Below are 17082 nucleotides of genomic sequence, written 5' to 3'. Positions count from 1 at the left end.
AAGATAAATTTTGTAACAGGGGTAAGAAAAATGAGCAAATATATAGAATTTAAAGATGTAAAAAAGATATACAAAATGGGTGAAGTAGAGATTGCTGCACTTAATGGCGTAAATTTCTCCGTTGATAAAGGAGAGTGTGTTGTAATCGTCGGAGCCAGTGGTGCTGGAAAGAGTACAATTTTAAATATTTTGGGTGGAATGGATACTGCAACATCAGGTCAAATTATAGTAGATGGGAAAAGAATAGATAATTACAATGATAGAGATCTTATAACTTATAGAAGATACGATATTGGATTTGTTTTCCAGTTCTATAACCTAGTTCAAAATCTTACTGCAAAAGAAAATGTAGAACTTGCAACTCAGATATGTGAAAATCCACTAGATATAGACGATATAATGAAGGAAGTTGGTCTTGAAAATAGAAAAGATAATTTCCCAGCACAGTTATCTGGAGGAGAACAACAGAGGGTTGCAATAGCTAGAGCACTTGCAAAAAATCCAAAGCTACTTCTTTGCGACGAGCCAACCGGAGCGCTAGACTATAACACTGGTAAGGCAATATTAAAGTTATTACAAAGAACTTGTAGGGAAATGGGTATGACAGTTATAATTATTACCCACAACTCGGCAATAACTCCTATGGGCGATAAAGTAATAAAAGTAAAAAATGGAATGATTGAAAGTATTACTGAAAATGAAAATCCTGTTCCAATAGAAAGGATTGAATGGTAATGAAAAAGGCACTTAATAAAGACATATTAAGGGATATTTTAAAATCCAAGGGAAGATATTTCTCCATAATGCTAATAGTTGCTTTAGGGGTTGCGTTTTTTTCTGGAATAAAAGTATCTCCTAAAGTAATGAGAAATACAGTTGATAATTATTACGATGATTACAATTTTATGGATGTAGAAGTTATATCTACATTAGGGCTAACAGATGACGATGTCGATGCGATTAAAAAATTGGATACAGTAGAAGGTGTATTCCCGACATATTCTATGGATGTAATTACAAATGTAAAGGATCAAGATAGAGTATTAAAGGTACATGGCCTTCCAACAGATAATTTATCAGATTCCAATAAAGGTTATATAAATAGAGTCAAACTGATAAAGGGGCGACTTCCTAAAAACTCGGGTGAATGTGTTGTATTAAAGCCAAAATACGACCATCTTAATTTGAAAATAGGAAAAACTCTAAAGATAAAATCTGGTACAGAGGATAAATTAAGCGACGATTTAAAAAAAGATAGTTATAAAATAGTTGGTCTAGTAGAAACACCATATTATTTATCTTATGAATTTGGAAATTCATCAATAGGATCTGGAAGTGTAGATGGTATAATGCTTATTCCTCAGGATGATTTTAAAACAGAAGCTTATACAGAGATGTTCATAACAGCAAAAGGAGCTAAAGAGCAGACATCATTCTATCAGGAATATAAAGATACTGTTAAAAAGACAGAAGACCAGATAGAGAAAATAACAGATGAAAGAATTGAGCATAGATACAATGAAGTTGTTGGAGAGGCTACAGATGAGCTAAATAAAGCAAAAAAAGAATATAACGACAAGAAAAAAGAAACAGAAGATAAAATAAATAAGGCAGAAAAAGAATTAAAAGACGGTAAACAGAAGATAAAAGACGGTAAACAAGAATTAAAAACTAAAAAAGCAGAAACAAAACAACAAATTAAAAATGGATTTAAACAGTTGGACTCTGCAGAAGCACAGCTTAAAAATGGTAGAAAACAGTATGAAGCTGCAAAAAAGGATTTTGAGTCTAAAAAACAACGGGCTAATTCTCAAATAAGTAGCGCTGAGAGCCAGCTTGCTCCTCTAAAAAGCAATATAGATTCTTTAAAATCTAATATTTCTGGATTAGAGTCACAGCTTGGAAAGCCTGATATATCAGAGGAAGAAAAGGCAACACTTACTCGGACAATATCAAAATATAAAGAAAATCTTTCGGCTCTTGAAGGGCAGTACAATGTAGGATATGCTAAGATTCAAAGCATAAAAAATCAGATAAAATCGGGAGAAAGAAAATTAGCTCGGACAAAATCTGAATTAGATAGAAATCAAAGAAAGATAAAAACTGAAAGATCTAAGCTTTATACTATGGAAGAAAAAGCTCAAAAAGAGTTTAAAAAAGCAGAGGAAGAGATAGCTAAAAATGAAAAGAAACTAGTAGATAGTGAAAAAGAACTTGAAAAGGCAAAAAATGAAGCTAAAGACGAGTTTAAAAAGGCAGAAAATGATTTAAAAGAAGCAGAAGACGAAATAAAGAAAATTGAAAAGCCAGAATGGTATGTATTAAATAGAGATAAACAGTACTCTTCAGCTGAATATGCTGGATGTGCAGATAGTATTGATGCATTGGCTGGAATATTCCCTGTATTCTTTGTATTAGTAGCGGCTCTTGTTGCACTTACTACAATGACCAGAATGGTAGATGAGCAGAGAATAAACATAGGTACATTAAAAGCTCTTGGATATACTCCAGGAATGATAGCTAAAAAATATATAGTATATGCTATGTCCGCTAGTGCAATAGGTTCTATAATTGGACTGATAGTTGGATATACTGTATTCCCTACAATCATATACAATGCATATGCAATTATGTATACAGTTCCAAAAGTTGAGCTTGGAACAGATCTATTTATAACAGTATTATCAATAGCTACATCAATATTTGTAACTTCATTTGCAGCATTTGCAGCTTGTAGAAGAGAATTAATAGAAGCTCCTTCAACACTTATGAGACCTAAGGCGCCAAAAAATGGTAAGAGAATACTTTTAGAAAGAGTAGGATTTATCTGGAATAAGATAGGATTTATTTGGAAAGTAACTCTTAGAAATATATTTAGATATAAGAAAAGATTCCTTATGACTGTACTAGGTATATCTGGTTGTACAGCGCTTATCCTTACTGGATTTGGTGTAAGAGATTCTATACAGATGATAGTAGATGTACAGTTTGGAGAATTAAACAAGTACAGTATGACTGCTAGCTATGACTCAGATGAAAAAACAGAGAACGTTGAATATTTAAAATCACTTATTTCAAATGAAAAAGGTGTAAAAGAAATAGGAATGTTCCACAATCAAAATGCAAAAGTAATGATAAACAACAAAGAAAAAGAAGTAACTGTTGTAATACCTGAAAATAAAAATACATTTGATGATTTTATTGTTTTAAGAGATAGACAATCTCATAATCCTATAAAATTAGATAAAGGAATTGTTATATCAGAAAAAGCGGCTAGAAACCTAGATGCAAAAGTAGGAGATAAGGTTAAAATATTAAATGAAAATGATGTCAGCGCAGAGGCTGTAATCTCAGGAATTACAGAAAACTATGTAAATCATTACATATATATGACTAACGATTACTATAAAGAATTGTTTAATAGAAATGCAGATAGTAATAGAATTTATGGAGTTTTAGATGATAGTATAACAATAGATCAAGAGGATAAAATGGCAAGTAAGATAATAGACTCTACTTGTGCTAATGGTACAGTGTTTACTACTGGAATAAAAGACGGGTTCTCAGATACTATAAAATCTTTAAACTATGTAGTTCTACTTATGATAGTATCTGCAGGAGCTTTGGCATTTGTAGTTCTTTATAATTTAAGTAATGTAAATATTTCAGAAAGAATTAGAGAAATTGCCACTATAAAAGTACTTGGATTCTATGATAAAGAGGTTTCAGCATACATCTATAGAGAAAATGTAATTCTTACATTTATAGGTGCTACTCTAGGACTTGGACTTGGGGTAATCCTTCATCAGTTTATAATGGTAACAGTAGAAGTTGAAAATATGATGTTTGGACGACTTATAAACCCATTGAGCTATGTAGCGGCATTTGTACTTACTATAGTAATGGGAATAATAGTAAACCTTGTAATGAATAAAAAACTAAAGAAGGTTGAAATGGTTGAATCTCTAAAATCAGTAGATTAATAATATCCGTAATAGAATAACTCTTAAAAAAGATATAGACTATATAACGGATAAAAGATACAATATAATAAAAAGAATAAATAAAGTTGATTGCGTTATGCAATCAACTTTATCTTTTTAAAATTATAATATAAAATGAGGTGATAAAAATGCCGATAATAGACGAGGTTATAAATACTATAAAAAAACAGATAGCTAAGATGCTACTTGGAAAAAAATACAGCGACTATGTAGATATGGATGTTGTATATAATCCAGATGAAGAAATATTCCTTATAACGTTAAAAAGACTGGTGTTTGAAAATAAAATAAACGAAGCTGAGGAGTTTCTTTTTGATAGGGCAGAAAACAACCCTACAGAAAATTTACAGTACATAGCTATTGAATTCTACACTATGGTTATGGAAAAATCTGATGAAGAACTAGCTGAGGCTGGTTTTGATAGAAGTGAGGTAACTACAGGTGTAATGGACTTCAGAGAAGTTATGGGGTTAGCCTAAAATTGAATGGAGAGGTTATCTATGATAGATAGAAAAAAAATAAATCATCTATTTGCAAAGTTGAATTACAGCAGACTTAGCTCTAAGGCAGCAGAGGTAGCATTCTTCCTTACAATGTCAATATTTCCATTTTTAATGTTTACAGTATCTACTGTTGCGTATGTACCAGTATTACAAATTACAAAGTATGTAGATATGATAGAGCAAGTTGTACCTGTAAAAGCAATAGGATTTGTGGATTTGGTTATAAAATCTGCTGTAGAAAAAAGGAATACACATTATATGATAGTCAGCTTTTGTTTGACTATGTGGACTTTTTCTAGAGCGGTTAAAGCACTTATAAAGGGAATGAACGCAGCATTCTATTCGCCTGAAACAAGATCATTTTTAAAAGTAATGATGATATCAATGATATTTACACTAATGCTTTTAGTACTTATATTTACATCTATGATTTTGTTGGTATATGGTGAGAAAATAGGTGTTGTTATATTTAGTTACTTGGGGTTTGACAAGGTATTCTTCAATCTTTGGAACATAACCAGATATGCTGTTGGTACCGTTGCAACTATAATTGTGTTTACTTTATTATATAAATACACACCTAATATAAATCTATCTGCTAAAAGAGTAGCACCAGGAGCTATATTTGCAACATTTGGTTGGTTTTTAATGTCTTATTTATATTCATACTATACTAATAACTTTTCTAACTATAGTGCAATATATGGAAGCTTCCGGGAGATAATAGTACTGCTAACATGGCTTTATTTCAGTAGTTGGGTGATTGTTATAGGATACGAAATAAATGCAAGACTGTACAGAAGACGGAAAAGAAGATTAGAAATACAGTCTGAATAAGTGATTTCAATATGTTGAGCTGATTTAACTATATATTTTATAAAAATGACTTAAGTTAATATAAAGATAAAAGTCAGTATAACTAAACAAAAGCTAAAAAATAGCGAATGATTAGTATTTCTAAACTAGAAAAAAATTAATAAAAACTTAGTGTTTATTAATACTAAGAAAATACATAATTAATAAAAACAAAAGAGAAAAATGAAAACGTTATAAATATTGAAATCACTATATTTTGAATGCAACATCAAAAAAATAAATAAAAAATTCGAAAAAGAGCTGCTTGAAATTTAACAAGCAGCTCTTAAAATTTAATTCGAAAAATTAAGCTTTACTTTACTTTTTTTATTGTTTATAATTGTGGTAACAAAAAGAAAAGGAAGGGATATTATGTACGACAGGCGATCTTTAAAGGACATATCTTTAATACTAATAGGATCGACAATATTAGCATTTGGAGTTTACAACTTCTACTATTTAAACAGTATTACAGAAGGAGGAGTATTAGGAATAATTTTACTATTAAAAAACATATTTGGCTTTGATGTTTCTGTTGCAGGAGCAATACTTGATATAGCTTTACTAATAATGGGATTTAAAATGTTTGGTAAAAAATTCTTTATATACTCAGTAGGAGCATCAGTGGGATTTTCAGTTTTATACGATATATTTGAAACTGTAGGACCATTAGTTCCTCAGATGGGAATGTTTACATCTGCGGTTTTAGGTGGTTTATCAGTTGGTATAGGCTGTGGAATTATGATGAGAGTAGGTTGTGCTTCAGGAGGCGATGATGCCTTAGCAATGATAATTTCAAAAGTAACATCATTAAAATTAAGTACAGTATACTTAATAACAGATGGTATAGTACTTTTACTTTCAGTAAGTTATATACCAGCAGTTCAGCTAGTGTACTCTATAGTAGCTGTTTTAATAAGTGGTAAAACTATCGACTTTATATACGGATTAGGTAGAAATAGAAGTGTTGAAGTTGAAAAAACAAACGTACCAGCGGGAGTGCATGCTGTTTAAAGTACAGATGATTAAGTTGCTAAAATAAATTAAATAGATATAGTTTAATAGCTTAAATATATATAAATTATAATACTGAAGAGGTTTTATTATAAAATAAAACCTCTTTTTTTGTTGTAAATTTAAATATATTAAAAATTTACGATGAATTTCTATAAAAAGTGTGGTATTTTTGTCGGAAATTGTATTTATTAATACCTTTTATAAATTAAAAATGTGTATTAATATACAATAATTAAAAAGATAGGACATAAATAATAAATTAACATTAAAAAATATTGAATAAATAGTATAAATAGTGTATACTGATTAATGTAATAAGACATAATAAATCAACATATTAAATTTAAAACTTTTATTGTATATAGGGAGGACGTATAAATGTCAATTAAAGTAGGTTTAAATGGATTCGGAAGAATAGGGAGAGCAGTTTTAAGATTAGCTCAGACTGAATTTGGAGACGATATAGAAATAGTAGCATTAAATGCTAGAGCAAACACTGAAACATTAGTTCATTTATTTAAATACGATTCATGCTATGGTAAGTTTAATGGGGAAGCTTCTGCAGTTGGGGAAAACGTTATGCAAGTAAATGGTAAAGAAATTAAAATATTTAGATGCAATGATCCAGAAGATATACCTTGGGGAGAATTAGGCGTTGATATAGTAGTAGAATCAACTGGTATATTTAAAGATAGAGAAAAAGCATCTAAACATATAAAAGCTGGAGCTAAAAAAGTAATAATAACTGCACCAGGTAAAAATGAAGATGTTACAATAGTTATGGGTGTTAATGAAGAAGATTACGACCCAGCAAATCATCATATAATATCTAATGCATCATGTACTACTAACTGCTTAGCACCATTTGCTAAAGTTCTTGATGACAAATTTGGTATAGAAAAAGGATTAATGACAACTGTACATGCTTATACAAATGACCAGAGAATATTAGATAAAACTCATAAAGATTTAAGAAGAGCAAGAGCAGCTGGAGAATCTATAATACCTACTACAACAGGAGCTGCTAAAGCTGTATCTAAAGTTTTACCACAGTTAGAAGGTAAATTAAATGGATTTGCGCTTAGAGTACCTACTCCTACAGTATCACTTGTAGATTTAGTTTGTGAGCTTAAAAAACCAGCAACAGTAGAAGAAATCAATGCAGCATTCAAAGAAGCTTCTGAAGGCTCTATGAAAGGTATATTAGGATACAGTGAAGAACCATTAGTATCTGTAGACTACAAAGGTGATGAAAGATCTTCTATAGTAGATGGATTATCTACATTATCAATGGGAGATAAAATGTTTAAAATACTTTCTTGGTATGATAATGAATGGGGATATTCAGCAAGAACAGTAGATTTAGTAAAATATGTAGCTAAATCATTATAAGAAAATAACTAGTTTTATATTATAAAGTGTATATAGAGTATAATTGTATAAAAAATATCACAGTATTTATAGATTGTGTTTAATAGGGGTTTGAAAAGAGATAATGGAATGTAAAAAATTCTGTTATCTCTTTTTATTTTGAAAATAAATGAAAGTTTTATGCTAAAAATATTTTTTTAGATTGAAAATATATACAACTTATTTAATTATAGAAAACATTTAATTAGTAGCAGGTTGTTACTGAAGTTGTTACTAAAGGTAAAGAACTTATAATAAAAACATATAATTTACTGCTTGTAAAAATAGATGCATATACAAAATTAAAATATTAAAAGAATATAAAATAACTATTCAGAAATAAAAAAATAAGCTAAATACAAAAAAATATACTATAAAAGCCTTTTCAAAGACAAAAAAATTTAAAAAGATTAATACAATTTTATTATAGATTAAACGCAAAAAATGAATGAGAAGACATCAAAATCTTAAAAAAAGTTGCAAAAAGAAACAACTTGAAACAACTATACAAGTCGCTTGTTGTAGGAAATTCAAGGTTTTTATGCATATATGAAAACTGCATAAAGTTGTAAGTTGTAGAATAAAAACTTGCATTTATCAAAAAAGACAGAATTTTACAATGATAAAAGTTAAACAAATTAAGTTGCAAAATATAAAAAATGAAAGTATAATATATTTAAGAAATAAATAAAAATTTATATGGATTATCAGAAAGGAAGAGACAAAATGGAAGCAGCAGAAGGCAAAAAAAGAGTAAAAGCAGTCAGCACTGAAACATTTGTATTCTTAGCAGTTCTACTAATAGTATTTGGTGGAATAGGTAGAGTAATGGGAGTTGGGCTAATGTTCAAAACAATGATGGCAACAGCTCATGACTTATTACTACAGACAGTATTCTTAATAATGGCACTAGCAGTTTTAGCAGGAGCTCTAAGTGCACTATTATCAGAATTCGGTGTTATATCATTAATAAACAAGATATTCGCACCAATAATGAAACCAGTTTATGGTTTACCTGGAGCAAGTATAACTGGAGCAGTAGCTACTTATCTATCAGATAACCCAGCTATAATATCTTTCGCAAAAGATAAATCATTCACTCAGTACTTCAAAAAATATCAGACACCAGCTCTTTGTAACTTAGGTACAGCATTTGGTATGGGTCTTATAGTTACTACATTCATGATGGCACAGGGTGATGAATTCATGTTACCAGCATTAATAGGTAACTTAGGTGCTATAATAGGTTCTATAATATCTGTTAGACTTATGTTAATACAGACTAAAAAATATTATGGTGAACACGCTAACGATCAGGTAGGAGATGTTTTATCTGACGGTGAAGGTGAATTCAGAGAAATAAGAGAAGGTAACTTATTCCAGAGAGTATTAGACGCAATGCTTGAAGGTGGTAAACTTGGTGTTGATATGGGTATGGCAATAATACCAGGTGTTTTAATAGTTTGTACAGGTGTTATGATGTTAACATTCGGACCATCAGCAGATGGTACTTACACAGGTGCAGCATACGAAGGTATACGGTTACTACCATTAATAGGTGAAAAAATTAAATTCATAATAGAACCTCTATTTGGATTTAAATCAGCAGAAGCTATAGCATTCCCTATAACTTCATTAGGAGCAGTTGGTGCAGCAATGTCACTAGTTCCAGAATTTATAAAAACTGGTGTTGTAACACCTAACGATATAGCAGTATTCACAGCAATGGGTATGTGCTGGTCAGGATACTTAAGTACTCATATAGGTATGATGGATGCATTAGATGCTAGACCATTAGCAAGTAAAGCGATATTATCACATACAGTCGGTGGTCTTTGCGCAGGTATATCTGCACATCTAATCTTCATGCTAGTAGGATAGTACAAGATTAATAAGTAAATAAAAGTTTATACTTTAAATAGATAGAGCCTTAGATTACTAAGGTTCTATCTTATTTTTTTAACAAAAATGCCTCCATCTACGGAGGCTATTTTTATAAAATAGTATAAAATTGATAGATTAAAAAACAAGAAAAATTGTTGGTATTTGTAATTAATTTAACGTGATAAAAATTTGCTAATGTGTTACAATGTAAAGCATAGTAAAAGTTTAGTTTTCAATATTTTAGAGTATGTTGATGAGTAATTTTAAACAAGGAGGAGGAGCAATGGATAAGGAATATAAGGTTGGTGTTGATGTCGGCTCGACAACAGTTAAAATTGTTCTCCTTGACGGGGAAAACAATATACTATTCAAAAAATATCAGAGACATTATTCCGATGTCAAAAAATCCATAGTAGAAGTTTTAAACGACGTTTATAAAATAATAGGAGATGCAGCCATAAAAATTATAATAACTGGTTCGGGTGGAATCGGAGTATCTAAAAAATTAGGGATAAAATTTGTACAGGAGGTAATATCTAGTACAAAATCCATAGAGTACTACCATCCAGAAACAGATGTTGTAGTGGAACTTGGTGGAGAAGATGCCAAAGTTACCTATATAACAGGGGGAATAGATCAGAGGATGAATGGTATCTGTGCAGGAGGTACAGGAGCGTTTATAGATCAGATGGCAACTCTTTTAAAAACAGATGCAGCAGGATTAAATGAGCTTGCTAAGGATTACGATACTATATATCCTATCGCATCGAGATGTGGTGTATTTGCAAAGACAGATATACAGCCACTTATAAATGATGGTGCTAAAAAAACAAACATAGCGATGAGTATATTTAATGCTGTAGTTGTTCAGACAGTAAGTGTACTATCATGTGGTAGAAAAATAGAAGGGAATGTAGCTTTTTTAGGGGGACCATTATATTTCCTATCAGAACTAAGACAGGCATTTAAAAATGTATTAAACTTAGATGACGAGCATATAATATTCCCAGAAAATGCTCAGCTATATATAGCTATAGGAGCTGCACTATTAGCAGAGGAAGAGAAAGAAGTATCTTTAAAATCAATATTAGACAAATTAAATTCAATAAAAACAATAGACGATGGGAATGTAAATTTATTAGAGCCTTTATTTAAAGATGAGGACGATTATAGGGAATTTTTAGAAAAACACAATGTAAACAACGTAGAAAAATACGATATAAATAAATACAGTGGAAACTGCTTCCTTGGGATAGATGCAGGTTCTACAACTACAAAGGCTACCCTTATAGGAGAAAATGGTGAATTATTATATTCATACTACTCTAGTAATGAAGGAAACCCTTTAAAAACAACTGTAAAAATAGTTAAAGAAATATACAGTTTATTACCAGAGAACTGCAAAATAGTGGCATCTACTTCAACAGGATATGGAGAGGCGCTTATAAAAAGAGCATTAAAACTAGATTTTGGTGAAATAGAAACTATAGCACATTACAAGGCAGCTAAATTCTTTAAAAAAGATGTAGACTTCATACTTGATATCGGCGGTCAGGATATGAAATGTCTAAAAATAAAAAATGGAGTAATAGAAAGTATAATATTAAATGAAGCTTGTTCTTCTGGATGCGGATCATTCCTAGAAACATTCGCCAAATCACTATCAATGGATATAAAAGAATTTGCGAAAGAGGGAATATATTCTAAAAATCCAGTAGATTTAGGTTCAAGATGTACAGTATTTATGAACTCTAGAGTAAAACAGGCTCAAAAAGAAGGTGCTGAGGTAGCTGACATATCTGCAGGACTTTCTTATTCAGTAATAAAAAATGCGCTATTTAAAGTTATAAAAATGAAAGACCTAAATGAAATAGGAGAGCACATAGTAGTACAGGGAGGAACATTCTACAATGATTTAGTGCTTAGAGCATTTGAAAAGATGATTGGCAAGGAAGTAATAAGACCAAACATTGCAGGGCTAATGGGAGCTTTTGGTGCAGCGTTAGTTGCAAAAGAAAAATACAACCCAGAAAAACCTACAAAAATGCTTAAAGCAGATGAATTAGACTTACTTCACGTTCAGGCTGAAGTAACTAGATGTAAAGGATGCTCAAATCACTGTCTGCTTACAATAAATAAATTCTCTGAAGATGAAGCATTTGTATCAGGAAATAGATGTGAAAGAGGAGAAGCTCTTTACAGTGGGGTACAAAATGACGAAGAAAAAGAAAGTATAAACCTATATAAATATAAATACGATAGAATATTCAACTACAAACCTTTATCAGAAAATGAAGCAAAACGTGGAGAAATAGGTATACCTAGAGTACTTAATATGTACGAAGATTACCCATTCTGGTTTACGTTCTTTAATGAATTAGGATTTAGAGTTGTACTATCACCTAGATCATCTAAAAAGCTATACGAAAGAGGGATAACTAGTATAGCATCTGACACAGTTTGCTATCCGGCAAAACTAGTACATGGACACATAGAGTCTTTAATAGACAAAGGGATAAAAACAATATTCTACCCATGTGTAACAAACGAAAACAAAGAAGATAACACAGCAGATAACTACTACAACTGCCCAGTTGTAGTATCTTACTCAGAAGTAATAAAAAACAACGTCGATAGTATAAGAGAAAACAACATAACATACATAAAACCATTTATAAGTATTAACGACAAAGAAAAACTTAAAAAGAGAATGTATGAAGTATTATCTAAATACTACAGCGATATAACAGCTAAAGAAATAAATGAAGCTGTAGATAAAGCTACAGCAGAAGAAAAATCATTCAAAGATGAAATGAGAGAACAGGGTGAAAAGGCGTTAGAATACCTTGATAGAACTGGCAAAAAGGGAATAGTACTATCAGGTAGACCATACCACATAGACCCTGAAATAAATCATGGTATGCCAGAACTTATAAACTCTCTAAATATGGCTGTTTTAACAGAGGATTCAATATCTCACCTAGCTAAAGTTGAAAGACCTTTGAGAGTAGTAGACCAGTGGGTTTACCATTCAAGACTTTACAAAGCAGCTACATTTGTAAGAGAGCATGATAACCTTGAACTTGTGCAGTTAAACTCATTTGGATGTGGACTTGACGCTGTAACAACAGACCAGGTAAAAGAAATACTAGATGAAAAAGATAAAATATACACACTTCTAAAAATTGACGAAGGTAATAACCTAGGTGCAGCAAAAATAAGAATAAGATCTCTAAAAGCTGCGATGGAAGAAAGAGAAGCAAATGGAATAAAATCTAGTGAAATAGAACCAAAGAAAATACAATACGCTAAAAATAATAAAATAACTAAAGAAAGAACAATACTAGCTCCTCAAATGGCTCCAATGCAGTTTGATTTTATTGAAGCTGCTATGAATCAGAGTGGTATAAAAGTAGAAATACTAAAAGATTACAGTCAGGATATCATAGAAGAAGGTCTTAAATATGTAAACAACGATGCTTGTTTCCCTGCGATAATAGTTGTAGGTCAACTTATACACGCATTAAAATCTGGAAAATACGATTTAGAAAACACATCTGTAGCAATTACTCAGACAGGTGGTGGATGTAGAGCGACAAACTACATAGGATTTTTAAGAAAAGGACTTCACGATGCAGGATTTGGAAATATACCAGTTATTGCACTTAGTGTAAATGGTATAGAACGGAGTGGTATCAAAGAAAGTATGAGTATAGCTATGGGACTAAGACTTCTAATGGGGGTTGTCTATGGTGACTTACTTATGAAAGTTGTGACAAGAGTTAGACCTTATGAAAAGGTAAAAGGAAGCACAAATGCACTTCATGAAAAATGGAAAAATAAATGTATAGAAGCTCTTAAAAAACCTAAGTTTAAAGAATTTAAACAGAATATATACGATATAGTAGATGAATTTGATAACTTAGAAACAGTAGATGTCAAAAAGCCTAGAGTTGGATTAGTTGGTGAAATACTGGTTAAATTCCACCCTATAGCTAACAACGACTTAATAGGAATACTTGAAAGAGAAGGAGCAGAGGCAGTAGTACCAGAACTTATGAACTTCTTCATGGCTTGTGCCCAGAACACTATATATAAACATAAAAACTTAGAAGGTAAAAAATCTACTGAATTTATTGGGAAATTATTCATAAAAATTGTAGAAAGATATCAGAGAGTTTACAATGATGCACTTACAAGTAGTAAAAGATTTACTGGAATAAAACCGATTGGTGAAATGGCTAAAGATGTAGAAAGAGTAGTATCATCTGGAAATCAGACTGGTGAAGGTTGGTTACTACCTGCAGAAATGCTAGAGCTTATAGAAAATGGAGTAGACAATATAATCTGTATGCAGCCTTTTGGATGCTTACCTAACCATATAATAGGAAAGGGAGTTATAAAAGAAATGAAAAGACAATTACCTAAGGCAAATATAATTCCAATAGACTACGATCCATCTGCAAGTGCTGTAAATCAGCTAAACAGAATAAAACTTATGCTTTCAAAAGCATTTACTGAAATCAAGCAGAGTAAATAAAATCTACTTGATACTTGCCTTTCCTTATAATATAATAAACTTTGGAAAAATTAAATTAGGGGAGAGGAAAGATAATATGAAACCATCAGAAATATATAAACAGGGATACAACTGTGCTGAATCACTTATAATAGCATATAACGAAGAATTTAATGCATCTATACCAGTAAGATTATGTACTGCTCTTGGCGGTGGATGTGGTGTTGGAAGTATATGTGGTGCTGTAAATGCAGCCGCTATAATAATCGGTGAAGTAAAAGGTAGAGATGACTCTACTGGGGATAAAATGATAGCAAAGAGATACGTTCAGGCATTTATGAAAGAAATAAATGGTAGATACGGAACACATATGTGTAAAGAATTAAAAGCAAACAAAGTTACTTGTGCTGAAATAATGGATGTAAGCTACGAAGTTGTTAAAGAAGTTTTAAAACAGGATTTATAAAATCGAATAAAGAATTGAGGGACTATTGCAATGATTTGCGGTAGTCCCTTTTTAAATAATCTTTTACAAAAATAGTTTTATGTTACAATAGTAATGTAATTAAATAAGTATTAAAGGTTATGTGTGAGGTAATGAAATGGTAACAATTGGAATTTGTGATGATGAGTTAGATATTAGAGATGCGATAAGAGAGTCTGTGATAGAAAGTATGAAGGAAGATAGTACAGAGTATGAGATAAGAGAGTTTTGTAAGGGTGAGGATGTTATAAAATATATATCATCTGATAATGAGATAGATATACTGTTTTTAGATATACAGATGGATGGGTTAGATGGTATGGAAACAGCTCGTAAGCTTAGAGAGTATGATAGAACGACAGAGATACTTTTTGTAACGTCTATCGAAAATAAGATAAGTGAAGCTTTTGAAGTGAGGGCGTTTAGATTTATTAAAAAGCCTGTACAACATGAGGTTATAGAAAAGAATCTAAAAGAATGTGTAATAGAAATAGCGAGAAAGAGGGGGTGTTTCTTAAAGATAAAAACAGAAACAGGATTTAGAAAAATATATAGTAGAGATATTGTGTATATAGAGGTACTCAATAGAATGGTAAAAATATACTCAAAAGAGGGCAATTTTGAATATAGAGGAACTTTAAAAGAAATAATGGATAATCTTGAAAAGCAGCTATTTGTACAATGCCATAGAAGCTATGTTGTAAATATAATATACATAAAAGAAATAGGAAACAAGGATATTATTATGAAGGATGGATCTATTGTTCCAATAAGTAGAAGCAAGTATAAAGAAGTGATGAATAGATACTTCTGGTCAGTAGGTGAGGATGTATAATGAGTGATATATTATTAGCGGAAATTATAAGATTGGTGAGTATAGTTTTATCTATCAGTATAGTTAATTTTGTAGTTGGATATAGGAAAAACTGTGATATAGATAAATGGAAGAACATAGCTATTCAATCAGTTATAGTAGTGATTATATTTATCATATCAAAATACATTGATGTAATGAATTTATCTATCATATATAACGAAAAAACAAATTATATAGAGAATTACTTTAGTCTATTTTCTATTATCAAAAATTTTGATTTTTCAATAATAAACTTAATCTGGATTACAGTAAACATAGTTATAATAGTTAGTATGACCTTGATATACAATAAAATATATAAAGTTGAATGGAATAAATTTATATTTTTATATATTCTATCTGGACAATATACAAGTATATTTGCAGATATTATTATACCAAGAATATTATTTGCAATTCAAACTGGTAAAAGTTTATCAGATAATATAGTTCATAATTTAAATATACACGATTGGAATATATTTAATATAGAGGTATTAGCAAACTTATTTTTAGTATGTATATTAATTATTATTTTTATTAAGATTATAAATAAAATTTTAAAAAATAAAATATATGTATACGCATCATACATTATTCTTGTAAATAGTGTATTTATAATGCTAAAAATATTAGTAAGATTTGCAGAAATGCACGGTCCATTTCAAATTGAACAATATTTAATTATTATGGAAGTAGTACCACAATTAGCAATAATAGCCATTACAGTAACTATTTATATAGTTATTGAGATGAAAAAAGAAAACGAGGAAAGAATAAAAGAAAAACAGGCATACAATAGACTAGAAACTAAAAATGATTATTATGAAAAAGTTGAAGAATCTCAAAATCAAATAAGAAGATTATACCATGATATGAATAATCATCTATACAATATACAGATGATGAATAAAAGCTCAGAAGATACGTCAGATTATATAGTAAGCTTACAAAATGAGCTAAAAGAAGCTCGTAAAACTAGAGTAAGCGGAAACTCTCTTTTTGATATAATTGTAGACGAAAAAATGAATATTTGCAAAAATAAAGGGATAGAGTTCGATATTGATGTTGACTCTAAAAACACAGGATTTATTAAAAATATGGATATGTCTAGTATATTAGCAAATATATTGGATAATGCTATAGAAGCCTGTGATAAAATGACAAGCAATAAAAAATATATAAAACTAACTTCTATGTGGGCAGATGATATGTTTGTAATAATCTGTGAAAATAGCAAAGAAAATGAGGTTAAAAAGATTGGAGATAGATTTATAACTGATAAGCTTAATAAATCTGAGCATGGAATAGGAATAAAAAGCGTCGAAAAATCTGTAAAAAATTATGATGGGAATATGATGATATTCTGCGACGATAATTTGTTTAAAGTTAAAATAATGATTCCTAAGAGATAAAATTTAATATAGAGTTTATAAATTTGAGAGTGTATATGTTATGAAAATGATGTATATGCTCTTATTTTTTGTTTGTAAAGATAAATTTTTACCGTTAAGGACGTTTTTCCTACCACTCGGGACAAATCTATTGTT

At 30.3% G+C, this 17082-nt stretch carries 11 protein-coding genes; all 11 read left to right on the top strand.

The features are described from left to right. Positions 1-30 precede the first annotated feature (30 nt). Positions 31-735, top strand: a complete 705-nt coding sequence (locus KGNDJEFE_RS08345) for an ABC transporter ATP-binding protein (protein ID WP_040410209.1) — start codon at positions 31-33, stop codon at positions 733-735. Further along, the gene (locus tag KGNDJEFE_RS08340; RefSeq protein WP_006439160.1) at positions 729-3983 is read left to right on the top strand and encodes an FtsX-like permease family protein; all 3255 of its coding nucleotides are present in this window, start codon (positions 729-731) and stop codon (positions 3981-3983) included. Before KGNDJEFE_RS08345 ends, KGNDJEFE_RS08340 begins: the two co-directional genes overlap by 7 nt. Positions 3984-4132: 149 nt before the next feature. Next, a complete protein-coding gene (locus tag KGNDJEFE_RS08335; protein WP_006439161.1) occupies positions 4133-4483 on the top strand; it encodes a DUF6483 family protein in 351 nt (116 codons plus the stop codon). A gap of 21 nt (positions 4484-4504) precedes the next feature. Then, positions 4505-5344, top strand: coding sequence for a YihY/virulence factor BrkB family protein (locus tag KGNDJEFE_RS08330; RefSeq protein WP_242649202.1), 840 nt, complete (start codon positions 4505-4507; stop codon positions 5342-5344). Between the two features lie 390 nt (positions 5345-5734). Beyond that, positions 5735-6376, top strand: coding sequence for a YitT family protein (locus tag KGNDJEFE_RS08325; protein WP_040410210.1), 642 nt, complete (start codon positions 5735-5737; stop codon positions 6374-6376). Between the two features lie 381 nt (positions 6377-6757). Beyond that, positions 6758-7771 (top strand): type I glyceraldehyde-3-phosphate dehydrogenase, encoded by a 1014-nt coding sequence (gap, locus tag KGNDJEFE_RS08320; protein ID WP_006439164.1) that lies wholly within the window; start codon positions 6758-6760, stop codon positions 7769-7771. 717 nt (positions 7772-8488) lie between these two features. Next, on the top strand, positions 8489-9670 hold the full coding sequence (locus KGNDJEFE_RS08315) for a CD0519/CD1768 family membrane protein (protein ID WP_006439165.1): 1182 nt from the start codon (positions 8489-8491) through the stop codon (positions 9668-9670). A 286-nt stretch (positions 9671-9956) separates the two neighbouring features. Continuing rightward, complete coding sequence (locus KGNDJEFE_RS08310; protein ID WP_040410212.1) at positions 9957-14213, top strand: 2-hydroxyacyl-CoA dehydratase; 4257 nt, start codon at positions 9957-9959, stop codon at positions 14211-14213. A 76-nt stretch (positions 14214-14289) separates the two neighbouring features. After that, positions 14290-14658, top strand: a complete 369-nt coding sequence (locus tag KGNDJEFE_RS08305) for a C-GCAxxG-C-C family (seleno)protein (RefSeq protein WP_040410213.1) — start codon at positions 14290-14292, stop codon at positions 14656-14658. A gap of 136 nt (positions 14659-14794) precedes the next feature. Then, positions 14795-15511: a LytR/AlgR family response regulator transcription factor gene (locus KGNDJEFE_RS08300; protein ID WP_006439168.1), complete on the top strand. Its 717-nt coding sequence runs from the start codon at positions 14795-14797 to the stop codon at positions 15509-15511. Beyond that, complete coding sequence (locus KGNDJEFE_RS08295) at positions 15511-16947, top strand: sensor histidine kinase (RefSeq protein ID WP_006439169.1); 1437 nt, start codon at positions 15511-15513, stop codon at positions 16945-16947. Before KGNDJEFE_RS08300 ends, KGNDJEFE_RS08295 begins: the two co-directional genes overlap by 1 nt. Positions 16948-17082 lie beyond the last annotated feature (135 nt).

It is taken from the genome of Peptacetobacter hiranonis (assembly GCF_008151785.1).
Classification (GTDB): Bacteria; Bacillota; Clostridia; order Peptostreptococcales; family Peptostreptococcaceae; genus Peptacetobacter; species Peptacetobacter hiranonis.
The sequence above is the reverse complement of the archived record's forward strand: the minus strand, read 5'-3'. Positions and strand labels throughout refer to the sequence as shown.

What these genes read in the sequence shown, in the direction of transcription:
- KGNDJEFE_RS08305 (WP_040410213.1), top strand. Translation starts at nt 14,290, where the DNA reads ATGAAACCATCAGAAATATATAAACAGGGATACAACTGTGCTGAATCA.
- KGNDJEFE_RS08295 (WP_006439169.1), top strand. Translation starts at nt 15,511, where the DNA reads ATGAGTGATATATTATTAGCGGAAATTATAAGATTGGTGAGTATAGTT.
- KGNDJEFE_RS08340 (WP_006439160.1), top strand. Translation starts at nt 729, where the DNA reads ATGGTAATGAAAAAGGCACTTAATAAAGACATATTAAGGGATATTTTA.
- KGNDJEFE_RS08325 (WP_040410210.1), top strand. Translation starts at nt 5,735, where the DNA reads ATGTACGACAGGCGATCTTTAAAGGACATATCTTTAATACTAATAGGA.
- gap (WP_006439164.1), top strand. Translation starts at nt 6,758, where the DNA reads ATGTCAATTAAAGTAGGTTTAAATGGATTCGGAAGAATAGGGAGAGCA.
- KGNDJEFE_RS08335 (WP_006439161.1), top strand. Translation starts at nt 4,133, where the DNA reads ATGCCGATAATAGACGAGGTTATAAATACTATAAAAAAACAGATAGCT.
- KGNDJEFE_RS08310 (WP_040410212.1), top strand. Translation starts at nt 9,957, where the DNA reads ATGGATAAGGAATATAAGGTTGGTGTTGATGTCGGCTCGACAACAGTT.
- KGNDJEFE_RS08315 (WP_006439165.1), top strand. Translation starts at nt 8,489, where the DNA reads ATGGATTATCAGAAAGGAAGAGACAAAATGGAAGCAGCAGAAGGCAAA.
- KGNDJEFE_RS08330 (WP_242649202.1), top strand. Translation starts at nt 4,505, where the DNA reads ATGATAGATAGAAAAAAAATAAATCATCTATTTGCAAAGTTGAATTAC.
- KGNDJEFE_RS08345 (WP_040410209.1), top strand. Translation starts at nt 31, where the DNA reads ATGAGCAAATATATAGAATTTAAAGATGTAAAAAAGATATACAAAATG.
- KGNDJEFE_RS08300 (WP_006439168.1), top strand. Translation starts at nt 14,795, where the DNA reads ATGGTAACAATTGGAATTTGTGATGATGAGTTAGATATTAGAGATGCG.